Here is a 14,609-nt window from a genome sequence, read left to right as displayed (position 1 = left end):
CGCGACACACTTTTGCTGGAAATGCTCTAAAGGGAGGCAAACATGGCCGCTATCGATCTCAACAGCGATCTTGGCGAAAGTTACGGCGCGTGGCGCATGGGAGATGATGAGGCGATGCTCGCCATCGTTTCCAGCGCCAACATTGCCTGCGGATTTCATGCCGGCGACCCTGCCGGCATCTACCGCACCGTCAAGGCCGCTGCGGAAAAAGGCGTGGTCGTCGGCGCTCATGTCTCCTATCCGGACCGCGTCGGCTTCGGCCGCCGCGATCTGGACGCCACCTCGGAAGAACTGATTGCCGATGTCATCTACCAGATCGGCGCGCTGAAGGGTGTTGCCGCCGCTGCCGGCACCACGGTGCGTTACGTCAAGCCGCATGGCGCGCTCTATAACCGCATCGCCAATGACGCAAAACAGGGACAGGCCGTCATCGACGGCATCAAGGCCATCGATCCTTCACTGGTGCTGATGGGCCTTGCCAACGCGCCCATCCTCGATCTCGCCCGCAGATCCGGTCTTGCCGTCGTTGCCGAAGCCTTTGCCGACCGCGCCTATACGCCTCAAGGCCAGCTCGTCTCCCGCCGCGAAGCCGGGGCCGTGCTGCACGACGCGGCAAAAATCGCCGACCGCATGGTGCAGCTTGCCCGCGAAGGCACGTTGGAGGCAATCGATGGCAGCGTCATAAAAATCGAGGCGCAATCCATCTGCGTGCATGGCGACAGCCCCGGTGCGGTCGCGATCGCCCAGGAAATCCGCCGCCGTTTCGAGGCTGATGGCATCGACATCCGCTCTTTTGCATCCAGTCTCTGAAAGGATAGCCGATGACGATACCGACATCCTATCTCAACCACACGAACGCCGACGTCGCACGAAAGGCCCGTGCGACCTATCGTGACGGCCTCGTCGCCCCAACTTCCGGCATTGCACCCGGCTTCACACAGGCGAACATGATCGTGCTGCCGCGCGACTGGGCCTTCGATTTTTTGCTTTATGCGCAGCGCAATCCCAAACCCTGCCCGGTGCTGGATGTCTCCGATCCCGGTTCGCCCACCACACTTCTGGCGCCCGGCGCCGATCTGAGAACCGACCTGCCGCTCTACCGCATCTGGCGGGACGGCAAGCTTGTCGAGGAAACGGCCGACGCCACCGCCGCCTGGGCGGAGCGTGACGATCTCGTCGCCTTCCTCATCGGCTGCAGCTTCACCTTCGAAACGCCGATGGTGGAAGCGGGCATCGAAATCCGCCACATGACCGACAAGAGCAATGTGCCGATGTATCTCACCAACCGCCCCTGCCGTCCGGCCGGTCGGCTGAAGGGCAATATGGTCGTTTCCATGCGGCCGATCCCGGCGTCGCGCGTGGCCGATGCCGCAACAATTTCGGGACGTTTTCCCGCCGTACACGGGTCGCCCGTGCATGTCGGCGCACCCGAAGAGATCGGCATTACCGATCTTTCAAAGCCTGATTTCGGTGATGCGGTGCGGATCGAGCCGGGCGAAGTTCCGGTGTTCTGGGCCTGCGGTGTCACACCCCAGGCCGCCGTGATGGCATCAGGCGTGCCCTTTGCGATTACCCATGCGCCGGGACACATGTTCATCACCGACATTCCCGATTCCGCCTATCACGCGTGAGGATATGATGCGTTTTCTCCCCGTCAGCCTCACCACTATTCTTGTCGAACTTGCCGATCTCGATGAAACGCTGGCGCTTTTCGCCTCGCTTCAGAACGATCCGGTCGAAGGTATCGAAGAAACGGTGCCGGCTGCCCGCACATTGATGATCCGTTTCCGCCCCGAAACGATCGGCGTCGAAGCGCTAGCCGCGCGGCTGGCAAGCCGCGATCTTTCCGCAAAAATCGCGCCTTCGGACAATCTCGTGGAAATTCCCGTCCACTATAATGGTGAGGACCTCGCCGATGTTGCCGAATTGACCGGCATGAGCATCGAAGAAGTCATCCGCCGCCATACCCAAAGCGAGTTCACCGTGGCCTTCTGCGGCTTCGCCCCCGGCTTCGGTTATCTGGTCGGTGGCGACCCGGCCCTGCATGTGCCGCGCCGGCAAAGCCCGCGCACCCGTATTCCGGCAGGCTCCGTGGCGCTGGCCGGCGCCTTCAGCGGTGTCTATCCGCAAAACAGCCCCGGCGGCTGGCAGATCATCGGCACGACGCCGGTGAAGATGTGGGATATAGATCGTGATCCCGGCGCACTGTTCCAGCCGGGGTACCGGGTGCGTTTCTTCGACATGGACAAGGCCGGCAGAACGGTCGATGTTCCGGCACCGGCACCTCAGAAAAAAGAACCGAAAAAGGACGGCCCGCATTTCGAAGTGCTTGCCGCGCCCATGCCCGCCATCTTCCAGGATCTAGGCCGTTTCGGCCAGACCGGGCAGGGCGTCTCGGCCTCCGGCGCACTGGATCGTGGCGCATTCAACGCTGCAAACCGCATCGTCGGTAACCCCGCCAATACGTCGTGTCTCGAACTGACGCTCGGCGGCTTTTCCTTTAAAAGCACGAGCCGTACCGTCATTGGTATTGCCGGTGCGCCCTGCCCCGTCACGATTACCACGGCAGATCGCAGCTTCGCGGCCAAGGCCCATAGCCCGGTGTCACTCGAACCCGGTGATGTGGTGACCTTCGGGCAGCCGCCGAAGGGCATGCGCTGTTATCTTGCGGTGCGCGGCGGCTTCGATGTCGAGCCGGTGCTCGGCAGTTTTGCGACCGATACATTGGCTGTCGTCGGTCCGGAGCCGGTGGGGGCAGGCGCCATCCTTTCGCTTAAGGGCGAGAAGACCGGCCTTTCCAGCGTATCGATCGACGAGGTTCCGGCCTTCGAACCGCCGGCAACGGGTGAGGTCGTCACGCTGGACATTGTTCTCGGCCCTCGCACCGACTGGTTCACGCAGAAGGGTATCGAGACCCTGACCGGCCAGCTCTGGCAGGTCACGCCGCAGTCGAACCGCGTCGGCATTCGCCTTGCCGGCGACGTGCCGGTGGAACGCACGGACAGCGCCGAATTGCCGAGCGAAGGCACGGCAACGGGCGCGATCCAGATTCCCCACAGCGGCCAGCCGGTTCTTTTCCTTGCCGATCACCCTCTGACCGGCGGTTATCCCGTCATCGGTGCAGTGGCGGAATATCATCTCGATCTTGCCGGGCAAATCCCCGTCAACGCCAAAATCAAATTCCGCCCGATCGGCCCCTTTGCCGAAATCGCGGCTACAAACGCATAATTCCGAGGAGAAAAGCGATGAAAAAAGTGCTGATTGCCAATCGCGGCGAGATCGCGGTGCGCATCATCCGCGCCTGTCGCGATTACGGCCTGCAATCGGTCGCCGTTTATGCCGATCCCGATCAGGACGCGCTTTTCGTCCGGCTGGCGGATGAAGCCTATGCGCTGGAGGGAATACGTCCTGCCGAGACCTATCTCGATATGGCCAAGCTGATCGCGATTGCCAAACGCGCCGGTGCGGATGCCGTGCATCCCGGTTACGGTTTCCTGTCCGAGCGCGCCGAATTTGCGCGTGCCGTTCTCGATGCCGGTCTCATCTGGATCGGCCCCGATCCGCACGTCATCGAGGCGCTGGGCGACAAGGTCGAGGCGCGGCGCATCGCCACCGGCGTCGGCGCGCCGCTGGTCGCCGGCAGCGACGGCCCGGTCGCATCCGCTGTCGAAGTCACGGCTTTTGCCGAAAAGCACGGCTTGCCCGTCGCGATCAAGGCGGCCCATGGCGGCGGTGGACGCGGCCTGAAAGTCGCGTGGAAGATGGAAGAGATCGCCGATCTCTACGAATCCGCCGTGCGCGAGGCGACCGCCGCCTTCGGCCGCGGTGAGTGCTTTCTAGAACGATTTCTCGACCGGCCGCGTCATATCGAAGCGCAGGTTATCGCTGACAAGCACGGCAATGTGCTGGTGCTCGGCACCCGCGACTGCTCGTTGCAGCGCCGGAACCAGAAGCTGATCGAGGAGGCTCCCGCCCCCTTCCTGTCCGACGAACAGCGGCAGAAAATCCATACGGCCGCCAAGGCTATCTGCGCTGCCGCCGGTTATTCCGGTGCCGGCACCGTCGAATTCCTGCTCGGCGTCGATGGCACGATTTCCTTCCTTGAGGTAAATACGCGCCTTCAAGTGGAACATCCCGTTACCGAAGAAACCACCGGCATCGATCTCGTCATCGAGCAGTTCCGTATTGCCGAGGGCCATAAGCTTCGGGTACTCGAAACGCCGGAACCGCGTGGACACTCGATGGAATTCCGCATCAATGCCGAAGATCCCGGCCGGGGTTTCCTGCCGACGCCCGGTTTGATCTCGGTTTTCGATGCGCCTTCAGGCCCGGGCATTCGCATGGATAGCGGCGTCGTCAGCGGCTCCAGCGTGCCTGGTGTGTTCGACTCGCTGATGGCAAAGCTGATCGTCACGGGTGCCGACCGCGATCAGGTCCTGCGCCGCGCCCGCCGCGCGCTTAGGGAATTCCGTATCGAAGGCATCGCCACGGTGCTGCCCTTCCATCGCGCCGCAATCGAGACCGCAGACTTCATCGGCACTGACGGTTTCAAGGTTCACACCCGCTGGATCGAGACTGATTTCGCCGCCATGCCGGATGCCATGGAGCGCCCGGCACCGGCCGACGATCCCTCCGTCACCCGCACTTTCCTGGAAATCGACGGCAAACGTGTATCGGTCGGTCTGCCCAGCCTGCTGCTCTCCAGCCTCGGTGCGGTTAGCGGCAACAGCGCAGCTGTTCCCGGCGGCACCGCCGCCGCCAAGGAAAAGGAAGGCGAAATCACCGCCCCGGTTTCCGGCACTTTGCAGTCCTTCAAGGTAAAAGACGGTGACACGGTTTCGCAAGGCGATCTTCTCGCCGTCATGGAAGCCATGAAGATGGAGACGCAGATTGTCGCCCCCATGGCCGGCAAAGTCCGTCTGATCGTTAAGGAAGGCGACTATCTGCCGGCGGGCGCTGCCCTTCTCGATATAGCCGGCTAATATACGGGCGGACCATCGGCCTCACAATCGCAGATCGCGCGGCACCGGCGGCGGAACCCTTTCGCCGCCGGGCCGTTTATGGCGCGACCTGCTAACCATCGTGAGGGAAATATGGCCGGACGCACCTTGCTTCAATTCTTCCATTGGTATTATCCGGACGGAGGGAAGTTATGGAGCGAGGTGACGGAAAAGGCCGAAAGCCTTGCGAAAATGGGTATCACCGACGTTTGGCTGCCGCCCGCTTACAAGGGTGCCGCCGGCGGTTATTCGGTGGGTTACGATACCTACGATCTCTTCGACCTTGGCGAATTCGACCAGAAGGGCACGGTCGCGACAAAGTATGGTGACCGTGGCGCCCTTGAGCACGCGGGCAAGACCCTGAAAGAGAATGGCATCCGCGTCATTCATGACGTGGTTCTCAATCACAAGATGGGTGCGGATGAAAAGGAAAAGGTGCGGGTTCGCCGCGTCAATCCCGAAGACCGTACTGAGATCGACGATGAAGACTTTCAGGCGCTGGCCTATACGCGTTTCACCTTTCCCGGCCGCAACGGCCAACATTCCAAATTCGTCTGGGACCTGAAGTGCTTCAGCGGTGTCGACCACATCGAAGAGCCGACTGAAGACGGGATATTCCGCCTCGTCAATGAATATGGCGATGGGGAATGGAATGAGGAAGTCGATCAGGAAAACGGCAATTTCGATTATCTGATGGGCGCGGATGTCGAGTTCAGAAACCGGGCGGTTTACGAGGAACTCAAATATTGGGGCCGCTGGCTTTCCGAGCAGGTGCAGGTGGATGGATTCCGACTGGATGCCGCAAAACATATCCCGGCCTGGTTCTTTCGCGACTGGGTCGGCCATATGCGCGAAACGGTCGATCCCGATCTTTTCGTCGTGGCGGAATATTGGCACCCTGATCTCGAGGCGCTGAAAAGCTATCTCGAACTCGTCGACAAGCAGCTGATGCTTTTCGATGTGGCCCTTCACCACAGCTTCCACGACGCCTCGAAACAGGGCGGCGATTTCGATATGCGCGGCATCTTCGATGGCTCGCTTGTCTCCGCCGTTCCCGACCACGCCGTTACGCTGGTCGACAATCACGACACACAGCCGTTGCAATCGCTGGAAGCGCCAGTGGAACCCTGGTTCAAACCTCTTGCCTATGCGATCATCCTGCTGCGCGAAGATGGGGTGCCCTGCGTCTTTTATCCCGATCTGTTCGGCACGAGCTACACCGACACCGGCAATGACGGCAACGAATATAAGATCGATATGCCCGCCATTGAATGCCTGCCGAAGCTCATAGAGGCCCGCAGCCGTTTCGCCAACGGAGCCCAGACGGATATTTTCGATGATGCCAGCTGCGTCGCCTTTATCCGCCACGGCACCGCCGATGCGCCGGGCTGCGTGGTGATAATGTCGAATGGTGAGCCGGCGGAAAAGCAGATCGATCTCGGCCCCGATCACGCCAGGGCGGTCTGGCGCGACTTTCTCGGGCACCGTGAAGAACGGGTTACCCTCGATGAGAGCGGCAAGGGCGTCTTTCCCACCAATGGCGGCAGCGTCAGTGTCTGGGTTGCAGCCGATTCCGAGTGAGGCTCAGCCGTTCCGGTCCGGAAATCCCGTTCATTCCGCAGAAACGAGGCGGCGCGGACCTGCGCCGTCATCGGCCAGAACATCGTTCGGATTGCGCAACGGACAATCATCCAGCGAAAGACACCCGCAACCGATACAGCCGGTAAGCTGATCGCGCAGCATGATCAGGCTATTGATGCGAAGCTGCAGCATTTCCCGCCACGATTGGGAGAACCTGCGCCAATCGGCCGTCGTCGCCACCCGATCCTGCGGCAGATCAGCCATCGCGTCCCTGATAATGCTGAGCTGTATCCCGGCGCGCTGCGCGATGCGGATGATGGCGATGCGTCTCAGAACAGCGCGATGATAACGGCGCTGGTTACCGGCGGTTCGCCAGCCCTCGATCAATCCTTTCGCCTCATAAAAATGGATGGTGGACACGGCGATGCCGCTGCGGCGGGCAACCTCCCCAACCGTCAGGCTGTGCTTGAATACGGTATTTTCCATTCTGGCTCCTGCTTCCGTAACGATTTCCGCTCGGAAAACGCGGAAACATAGTGAAGAGCAGCCGGTATAATTCCTCAACCATAGTTGAGGTCAATAGGCGATAGCCCAAAAAAAGAGGCGCCCAAAGGCGCCTGCAATTTTCGTGAATGTGGCGACGGATCAGAACTTAGCTGTCATGCTGATCCAGAAACGGCGGCCTTCCATGACGGTGTTGAAATCGTCGGTGCCGACATCCTTGTCGAAGAGATTATAAATGGCGGCCTTGAGATCGACATTTTCGGCGACCGCATATTTCGCCCCGATATCCAGCGTGGTGTAGGCGTCATATTTACGCCCGGCCTTGCCGTTGATCGTTACCGGCGTGCCGTTGGTGCCGATGCGCGGGCCGGCATTGATTTCCGATCCGTGGTAATTCAGCGAGGCCCAGGCTTCCAGACCATCGATTGGGGTTACCCAGTCGCCGCGCAGATTAGCCATATGTTCCGGTGTGCGCGCCAGCGGGAAGCCTTCATAATCGCCGGTTTTCTGTTCGGAATGCGTATAGGTATAGTTGCCGCGCAGCGTCAGGTCCGGCGTTGCATACCAGGTCGCCGTCAGTTCCACACCCTGAATGACCGCATCGTCGATGTTGTAATTGTACCAGAGACGATAGTTGCGGTCTTCGCTCCAGCGGGCCGGCGTTCCATCCGGATTGAGCACCAGCGCATTGGAAATCTTGTCCTTGAAATCGGTGTAGAAATAGGTGGCGCCGAGAGCGACGTCGCCATTGTCCCAAAGCGCGGCCACTTCATAGCTCGTGCTCTTTTCCGCTTCGAGGTTAGGGTCGCCAATGATGACGCCGCAGGTGCCGCTGGGGCCATAGCTGCAACCGCCGCCACCCGTCGTATAGGCATAACCCGGCGCGATCTGGCGGATTTCCGGCGCCCGGAAACCGGTGGAAACGCCGCCCTTGATAGTCAGCTCTTCGGTCGCGCTCCAGACGCCATAAAGACGCGGGCTGAAATGATTGCCGTATTTTTCGTGATTATCGAGACGAAGACCGCCCGTCAGCGCGAAATTATCGACAATGCGCCATTCATCCTCGAGGAAGAGCGCCCATTGCGTCGCCGAAAATGTTTCGTCGCGGCCGGTGCGGCGTCCCGGGTTCTGGTCCGCCAGCCGCGCCTCGAAATATTGTCCGCCTGTCACCAGCGTGTGGTTGCCGAACAATTCGAACGGCGTCGTGAACTTGCCATCGAGAACGGTGTTGCGCACTTCCGGCGAGCGCGGGTTTTCGGTCACCCGGCCGGTGCGGATATTTCTGGTGAAGTTGGTACGCTCCGCCCATTCCTGCTGGAACGAGAATTCGGATGTGGTCGGCCCCCAGCGGCCGGTATGCGACAATGACCAATGGTCACGCGTATTGGTATTGTATGTGCCGTTGGCGTCCGTCGCCGCCAGCGTGTCGCCGGGCTCGGCGCTGCGGCGCAGCCGCGTCTTGCCGCCTTCGAGATAGATGTCGTGATCTTCATTCGGCGTGAATGTCAGGCGTCCGTTGAAATCATATTCCTTGGCGCCCGTGGTGCCGCTCAGAATACGGTCTTCGCCACGCGTGAAGCCCCTGCCCCAAAGCTGTAGACCGAGCCGGTCCTTAAGTATCGGTCCGTTGGCATACCAGGAGACCTGGCCGCTATTGCCGAATTTGGAATGCTGCTGAACCGTGCCTTCGGTGGTGACGGAACCTGACCAGACATCGCCCACCTTGCGGGTGATGATGTTGATGACACCGCCCATAGCGTCCGAACCATAGAGCGAGGACATCGGCCCGCGCACCACTTCGATACGTTCGATCGCCGAAACCGGCGGTACGAAACTCTGTTCGAAGCCGGAATTGCCGTTGGTGCGGGCGTCGCGCGTGCTCTGCCGCTTGCCGTCAACCAGAACCAGCGTGTAGGCGCCGGGCAATCCGCGAATGAAAATATCCTTTTCATTGGCAATGCCGGTGACGGACACGCCCTGAACTTCGCGCAGGGCATCGGTCAGATCGCGATAGGATCCCTTTTCAAGATCTTCACGCGTCACAACCGTGATGCTGGCCGGCGCATCTTTCACATTCTGCTCGAAACCGGATGCGGTGACGACGATCTGCTCGAGAACCGTGCTTCCTTCAGGCGCCTGCTGCGCAAAAGATGGCAGAGCGATGCAAAGCGCCGTTCCAGCCATTGCTGCCGAAAGACCGGCCTTTATTATCGTCGCGGACTTCTCGCGGCCGCGGTACTTCAATTCCATGTTATGCCCCCGCATTTAACTTGAGAATTTAACCCCACTTATTTAGGAGGGAGTTCAGGCGCAATGCGTTTGTTTTCGAACAATTCTAAATTCTAGAAATTGCAAAAAGGGCTCCACGAACGAGTGGGGGGAGTAAAAAATCGCAAGATGACAACCGGCAAGAGAAAAGATGAACGGGTCTCCACAACAAAACCCGACAGGCTTGGGCAGCTGAAACTACTTGTCGCTTTTGATGCTTTGTTAAGAGAAGGCAGCGTCAGCCGTGCCGCGGCGGGCATGGAACTGCCGACATCTTCCATGAGCCGGATATTGCAGCAGCTGCGCGACATATATGGCGACCAGCTTTTTCTGCGCACCGGTCAGGGCCTTCGTCCCACCCCCTTTGCCGAAAGCATGCGCCTGCGCATCCGGTCGCTGGCAGCGGAGGCCGAGAATCTTATGGACTATTCGCAGGAAAAACCCGCCGCCCCGGCCAGCGCCAGTGCAAGCGGCTGGGAGCGGCCCGTACTGATGAAGGCGCCGCCGCTTTCCCTTCGCCCCAGCGTTCTTCTGGAAGGTCAGCCGACACCGGAAAACATCGCCGACCGTCTCGCGCGCATTGGCCACAATGCCGATCCGCAGCAGAGGCTCGCCAAATATATCGCAACCTCGGCGATGGGCATCGGCAACAGCCGCCCGCTCAGCCAGGTGGAAGCGATGGATGCGCTCTCGATCATTCTCGATGGCGATGCCGATCCGATACAGATAGGCGCGCTGCTCGCCACCATGCAGTATCGCGGCGTAACCGCGGCGGAGCTGGCCGGTTTTATCGACGCCATGTGGAGACATATAAAAAGGGATCAGCAAGGCCCTGCATCGGTGGACCTCGACTGGCCCGCTTATATGTCACCGAAACATCGTGATGCGCCATGGTTTCTCCACTCCGCCCGTCTTGTCGTCATGGCGGGATACAGCGTCTTGCTGCACGGGCATGTGGGGCAGGGGGAAAACGGCGGCAAGCTTGAACTTGCAGCGCAGGCCTGCGGCATTCCCCTCTGCCGGTCGCTTTCGCAGGCGGCGAAAGCCACAGCTTCAGAACGCATCGCCTACCTTCCAATTGGCGGACTGTCCCTGCAGTTTCAAAGCCTGCTCGGCCTCCACGGCATTCTGGAGATGCGCCTGCCGCTCAATACGGTCGTGCATCTTCTCAATCCGCTTCGCGCCAGAAGCACGATCATCGGTGTCGCTCGCCCCTCCTACCAGGAACTTCATCGGGACACGGCACGGCTGCTTTCAATGGAAAACCTCGCCATTCTCAGCAACACGCGGGATTTCGCGCAATTCACACCGTTTCGCAGCACTCGGATTTTCGGTCTTTCGAAGGGCAAGGATATGGAATTCATCGTTCCCGCACGTGAGACGCCGCCCGCTGAAATGCCGACCATGTTCACAACCTTCGAATATTGGCGGGCGGTGTGGACGGGCGCCGCAAAGGACGAAAGGGCGGAAACCATCATCATCTCCACAACGGCCATCGCGCTGATGCTGGTCAACGATATGGCTCTGTCCTTCGAGGAAGCCTATGCCCGCAGCCTTCGGCTCTGGAACGACAGGGCGCGCGATCTCGTCAACGCCTGATCAGCGATCAAGCATTGGCGACCGCCCTTTCCAGCGCCAGGTATTCCCAAAGCGCCACAAGCAGAAGAACGCCCATGCTCGCCAGTTGCAACGCGAAAAGCGGAATGCCCGGCACCGGCAAAAGCAGGCAGAGCGCCGTCACGCCGGCAAAATGCGAGACCGGTCGCTGATAGGCGGCGGCGATCTTGACGCCGATATTGCCGGCCAGAAACAGGACAGGACCGCCGAGAATGGCGATCGCCTCCCGCATTGTCGCGCCTTCTCGCGGGTGGGAGAGGCTGAAATCCTCACCCACCGCCGTCAGGATGATACCGGCAACGATTGGCAAATGCCCATAGTTAAAAAGATTATGGGCGATCTTCGTCTTTTCTTCAGCGTTCTCGGCTTTCCTTGAGGCCTCTTCCTGCCCATGATGGAAATAAATCCACCACATCGCCACGGTACTGATGAAAGCGGAGCAGAAGACGATGAATGTCAGGCCGGAATTCATATATTCGGTTGCCGTGCGCCCGGTGGTGAGGATCGTTTCCCCAAGACAGATGATGACGAAGAGCGCACATCGCTCCGCCAGATGCTCGCCGGAAAGATGCAGCCGGTCCTCGTCGCTCGAGGCTACACCCGGCACGACATAACGGCAGGCGGGGCCGGCATATTCAATTGCAAGTGCGATACCCCACAGGAGAATGCGGTCCGTCAGATCGGCGAGCCCTCCGGCCAGCCAGAACAGGCTGGAAACCGCAAGCCAGATCGTCACACGCACGAAGACCAGAAAAGACTGCCGGTCTTCGCCCCTGAACGCATAAAGGGCGAACAGGCTTCGGCCGACCTGCATTGCGCTGTAGATCAGGGCGAAGACGAGGCCCTGTTCCGCAAATGCCTCCGGCAGCGCAATGGCCAGCAGAACGCCGCCGAACATCAGCACGAAAAGCAGGATCCTGATTGGCTCCTTTTCCGTGTTCAGCAAGTTTGTGATCCAGGTGGTGTGTATCCACAGCCACCAGAGCGACAATATCAGGATGCCGGCCTCAAGCGCCGCCGTTGGCCCAAAATCCTTGGCCAGCGCGTGGGAAAGCTGGATCAGCGCGAAAACAAAGACCAGATCGAAGAACAGTTCGGGGAAACTGGCCGTGTCGGCGTCCTGACCCTCTTGCCTTATCCAGCTTTTCGCATCTGATATGCCACCTTGAAGTTCACCCCTGGTTCTCATTCCACCTCCGCCGCCAGATGTCGATCGTCGCGACCGGTTCTGTCACCACGCATCCTCACTGTTGCGACAAAGCCTCTTCGCTGTCCGATACAGCCGGGTTAGACCTTCGGCCGGGAAATTCCAGCGCCCGCGCACTGTCAGGATAAAAGCGTGGCCCAACCAGACGGACTTTCTTCCCGGACACGTCGGTAATGTAGTGCGGGGCGGTAGGGTTCGGCGACACTGAAATCCGGTCGGCGCCGGAAACCGCAAGCGTGCTGACCTCGAGAGGCTGGGCAATCGCCGGCAGGCCTGTCATCGCGGCGAGTGCGGCTGAGAAAACAAATGATCTTGGAAACATGGGACATATATCCTGGCGTCAATTATCTGCGCCATAAACAGCCCTCGCCAGCTTTGGTTCCGCCGCTCTTCAGTTATCCCCATCGAGGTAGGAGCTGTATTGAACATACTCGGCACTCGGTTGCCCACCGACGATCTCCGGCGGCCGCGCTTCGTCGCCGGGCAGATGGCCGGTGTTTTCGAACTCCGCCCGTAGGAGCTTTTCGATAGCCCTTTCCCGCGGCAAGGCGTTGTCCGCCATATAAAGAGCGACAGCCAGTTCCATGTCGTCCGGAAAATTCATCAGATCAGCCATCCGTTCAAGCAATGAAGCGCAAACGCAGGACCTTGCAGAAAGTTCAACTTCACTGTCTCGGGGACGTGTCTTTGTCTGTTGACAGACCATCTACGTCAGATGGACCATGCCCTGCTATATGCAGTGCCACTCGCCTGTTCGCCATATGCTCCGCGCATACAGATTGCACTTTTCCGCTCTTCTCGTCGCAATTTCGACGAAAAACGCCCTCGACTCAAGGGATTGAAACCAATCACGGAAAAACGCAAACGAAAGCTAAATGGAACTTAGTTTTCATTACCTTGCATTAACCATAGAAATCCACCAGCTGCATTGATCGTTACAGCAGCCTCGTGCGAATCTCTTTCTACCTGCGGGAACGGCGTTAATGTATCTTCCGTCTGCTTTTTTCGCAAGCGATGACCATTTCCCGAGGCCCGTGTTAGCTCACAAAAGCATGTTCGCCTCCATGGTGTCCTTACGCCCTCGCAACTGCGCCAGAAGCATGGTCTTTACATCGAAGCCGCCTTCCTGCGCCTTGCGGGTGAGATTACGCAGATATCCGCCAAGCGAGCTTATCTGGTCCGCTTTCTGCAAAAGGCAGGCGAGAATGGCTGCCGTTCCCTGTCGACCGAACGTGGCAAGCGCATCCTGATACGCCGACTGGCTGATGTTGAACATGGTTTTGATGACCGAAGTCGCCACTTCGAGATCGCGCCATCCGGTAACTGCGCCGCCTGGGGCATAGAGCGAGATATCCGGGCAAGCCTTCAAAACCAAAACAATATCAGGAACAAAAAATTGCTTATGAAGAACAGGTTCTGCTGACTGCGGCAACGCTTTGGCACTGACTGGTGCCGCATATGCCGGCTGGTTGCTTGCCGTGCGGGCAGGTGCAACGGTTGCCGGTTCGCGCAAATCTTGCCGTTCAGATATAGATTCGGATTCTGAATTCTTTATGAGGCGCTCATTTTGGCAGTCATTGCCGCCCATTTTTTCCGGTTTTTCAATATTTTCCAGATAGTTGGTCACTTCCGCGCGTAAAGAGGCCAAAAATCCGGCGATTTCCCGAAGTTCCGCGGGCTTGGAGTTGCGGCCGAGAGAGCGGGCAATGGCGTTGTAGCGGGTCTGAAATCCTTCGGAGGTTTCGAGTTTACCGCTTGCGGCAATCATTTCGCAGAGTTTCTGGATATCGCGGCGGCAAAGGCTGATGTTTTCACGAAGCCGCTGAAGATCGAGCCGCTCGCTGACGATGCGTTCGGCCAGTTCCTCGATTTCCGCTTTGCGGGCAAGAAGCGGCGCCAGCGAAAAACCGTAAGCCTCGCTGATTTCCCCTCCCCTGTGCTTGCGGGCGTATCGTTTTCCGTTCGGGCTGTCCTTGCGAATGATAAGCCCGGCCTCGACAAGAGCCGAGAGATGCCGGCGCAATGTCTGCTCGGCCATGCCATGGGCCCTGAGTGATAATTGCGTATTCGACGGGAAGACGACCAATCCGGCTTCGCTGGAAAGTTCGTTTTTCGGATAAAAGCTCAAAAGCGCGTTCAGGACCGCAAGCGATCGATCAGTCACGCCGAGCAATGGCCTGGCTTCACAGACCGAACGATAGAGTTTCCATTTGTCGACCGCTTCGATTTTCCTGTTTTTCTGCGCGGCGAACTGGGTTGCGAGGACGCCAAACGACATCGCTCGCCGCCCAAAGGGCGTCGTTACACATGTGCTGTCCATGTCTTTCACCTTTCACAAGGCAAAAGAAAATCGCTCACCGAAAAATTCGATGCCAAGACTCTTGACTATGATTCGCGGAAATGAGATTCTTCGGGTGCTTAAATCAAAGAAA

At 59.1% G+C, this 14,609-nt stretch carries 12 protein-coding genes; 6 read left to right on the top strand and 6 right to left on the bottom strand.

What is annotated here, in order from left to right; translation table 11 throughout:
* The first annotated feature begins 42 nt into the window (after positions 1-42).
* The 5 genes from PL597_RS09245 to amyA all read left to right on the top strand — a co-directional run bounded on the left by PL597_RS09245 (position 43) and on the right by amyA (position 6,581).
* Positions 43-810 carry a LamB/YcsF family protein gene (locus PL597_RS09245; RefSeq protein WP_077983234.1) on the top strand — a complete coding sequence of 256 codons (768 nt, stop codon included), beginning with the start codon at positions 43-45 and terminating at the stop codon, positions 808-810.
* Between the two features lie 11 nt (positions 811-821).
* Positions 822-1,631 (top strand): putative hydro-lyase, encoded by an 810-nt coding sequence (locus PL597_RS09240; protein ID WP_271365008.1) that lies wholly within the window; start codon positions 822-824, stop codon positions 1,629-1,631.
* Between the two features lie 7 nt (positions 1,632-1,638).
* Entirely contained in the window at positions 1,639-3,228 is a 1,590-nt protein-coding gene (locus PL597_RS09235; RefSeq protein ID WP_271365067.1) for a 5-oxoprolinase/urea amidolyase family protein, read from the top strand.
* Between the two features lie 17 nt (positions 3,229-3,245).
* A complete protein-coding gene (locus tag PL597_RS09230) occupies positions 3,246-4,982 on the top strand; it encodes an acetyl/propionyl/methylcrotonyl-CoA carboxylase subunit alpha (protein WP_271365007.1) in 1,737 nt (578 codons plus the stop codon).
* 111 nt (positions 4,983-5,093) lie between these two features.
* On the top strand, positions 5,094-6,581 hold the full coding sequence (gene amyA / locus PL597_RS09225) for an alpha-amylase (RefSeq protein WP_271365006.1): 1,488 nt from the start codon (positions 5,094-5,096) through the stop codon (positions 6,579-6,581).
* Positions 6,582-6,611: 30 nt separating this feature from the next.
* On the opposite strand, the gene soxR is transcribed toward amyA, so the two are convergent.
* A complete protein-coding gene (gene soxR / locus PL597_RS09220) occupies positions 6,612-7,067 on the bottom strand; it encodes a redox-sensitive transcriptional activator SoxR (RefSeq protein ID WP_003519761.1) in 456 nt (151 codons plus the stop codon).
* 159 nt (positions 7,068-7,226) lie between these two features.
* The gene (locus PL597_RS09215; RefSeq protein ID WP_271365005.1) at positions 7,227-9,335 is read right to left on the bottom strand and encodes a TonB-dependent receptor plug domain-containing protein; all 2,109 of its coding nucleotides are present in this window, start codon (positions 9,333-9,335) and stop codon (positions 7,227-7,229) included.
* 147 nt (positions 9,336-9,482) lie between these two features.
* Between PL597_RS09215 and PL597_RS09210 the strand changes: the two genes are divergently transcribed.
* A complete protein-coding gene (locus PL597_RS09210; protein ID WP_271365004.1) occupies positions 9,483-10,952 on the top strand; it encodes a glycosyl transferase family protein in 1,470 nt (489 codons plus the stop codon).
* 7 nt (positions 10,953-10,959) lie between these two features.
* Here PL597_RS09210 and PL597_RS09205 read toward each other — a convergent pair whose 3' ends face one another.
* The 4 genes from PL597_RS09205 to repC form a co-directional block, all read right to left on the bottom strand.
* On the bottom strand, positions 10,960-12,159 hold the full coding sequence (locus PL597_RS09205) for a low temperature requirement protein A (protein WP_269823892.1): 1,200 nt from the start codon (positions 12,157-12,159) through the stop codon (positions 10,960-10,962).
* 55 nt (positions 12,160-12,214) lie between these two features.
* On the bottom strand, positions 12,215-12,499 hold the full coding sequence (locus tag PL597_RS09200) for a hypothetical protein (protein ID WP_077983224.1): 285 nt from the start codon (positions 12,497-12,499) through the stop codon (positions 12,215-12,217).
* Positions 12,500-12,568: 69 nt separating this feature from the next.
* On the bottom strand, positions 12,569-12,781 hold the full coding sequence (locus tag PL597_RS09195) for a hypothetical protein (protein ID WP_137411275.1): 213 nt from the start codon (positions 12,779-12,781) through the stop codon (positions 12,569-12,571).
* A 438-nt stretch (positions 12,782-13,219) separates the two neighbouring features.
* The gene (repC, locus tag PL597_RS09190; RefSeq protein WP_271365003.1) at positions 13,220-14,497 is read right to left on the bottom strand and encodes a plasmid replication protein RepC; all 1,278 of its coding nucleotides are present in this window, start codon (positions 14,495-14,497) and stop codon (positions 13,220-13,222) included.
* Positions 14,498-14,609 lie beyond the last annotated feature (112 nt).

The sequence above is a fragment of the Agrobacterium sp. ST15.13.013 genome, from assembly GCF_027956525.1.
Taxonomy (GTDB): Bacteria; Pseudomonadota; Alphaproteobacteria; order Rhizobiales; family Rhizobiaceae; genus Agrobacterium; species Agrobacterium salinitolerans.
The sequence above is the reverse complement of the archived record's forward strand: the minus strand, read 5'-3'. Positions and strand labels throughout refer to the sequence as shown.

Bases quoted from the DNA above. Each gene is read 5' to 3' on its own strand.
- soxR (WP_003519761.1), bottom strand. From the start codon at position 7,067: ATGGAAAATACCGTATTCAAGCACAGCCTGACGGTTGGGGAGGTTGCC.
- PL597_RS09235 (WP_271365067.1), top strand. From the start codon at position 1,639: ATGCGTTTTCTCCCCGTCAGCCTCACCACTATTCTTGTCGAACTTGCC.
- PL597_RS09240 (WP_271365008.1), top strand. From the start codon at position 822: ATGACGATACCGACATCCTATCTCAACCACACGAACGCCGACGTCGCA.
- PL597_RS09210 (WP_271365004.1), top strand. From the start codon at position 9,483: ATGACAACCGGCAAGAGAAAAGATGAACGGGTCTCCACAACAAAACCC.
- PL597_RS09200 (WP_077983224.1), bottom strand. From the start codon at position 12,499: ATGTTTCCAAGATCATTTGTTTTCTCAGCCGCACTCGCCGCGATGACA.
- PL597_RS09230 (WP_271365007.1), top strand. From the start codon at position 3,246: ATGAAAAAAGTGCTGATTGCCAATCGCGGCGAGATCGCGGTGCGCATC.
- PL597_RS09215 (WP_271365005.1), bottom strand. From the start codon at position 9,335: ATGGAATTGAAGTACCGCGGCCGCGAGAAGTCCGCGACGATAATAAAG.
- repC (WP_271365003.1), bottom strand. From the start codon at position 14,497: ATGGACAGCACATGTGTAACGACGCCCTTTGGGCGGCGAGCGATGTCG.
- amyA (WP_271365006.1), top strand. From the start codon at position 5,094: ATGGCCGGACGCACCTTGCTTCAATTCTTCCATTGGTATTATCCGGAC.
- PL597_RS09195 (WP_137411275.1), bottom strand. From the start codon at position 12,781: ATGAATTTTCCGGACGACATGGAACTGGCTGTCGCTCTTTATATGGCG.
- PL597_RS09245 (WP_077983234.1), top strand. From the start codon at position 43: ATGGCCGCTATCGATCTCAACAGCGATCTTGGCGAAAGTTACGGCGCG.
- PL597_RS09205 (WP_269823892.1), bottom strand. From the start codon at position 12,159: ATGAGAACCAGGGGTGAACTTCAAGGTGGCATATCAGATGCGAAAAGC.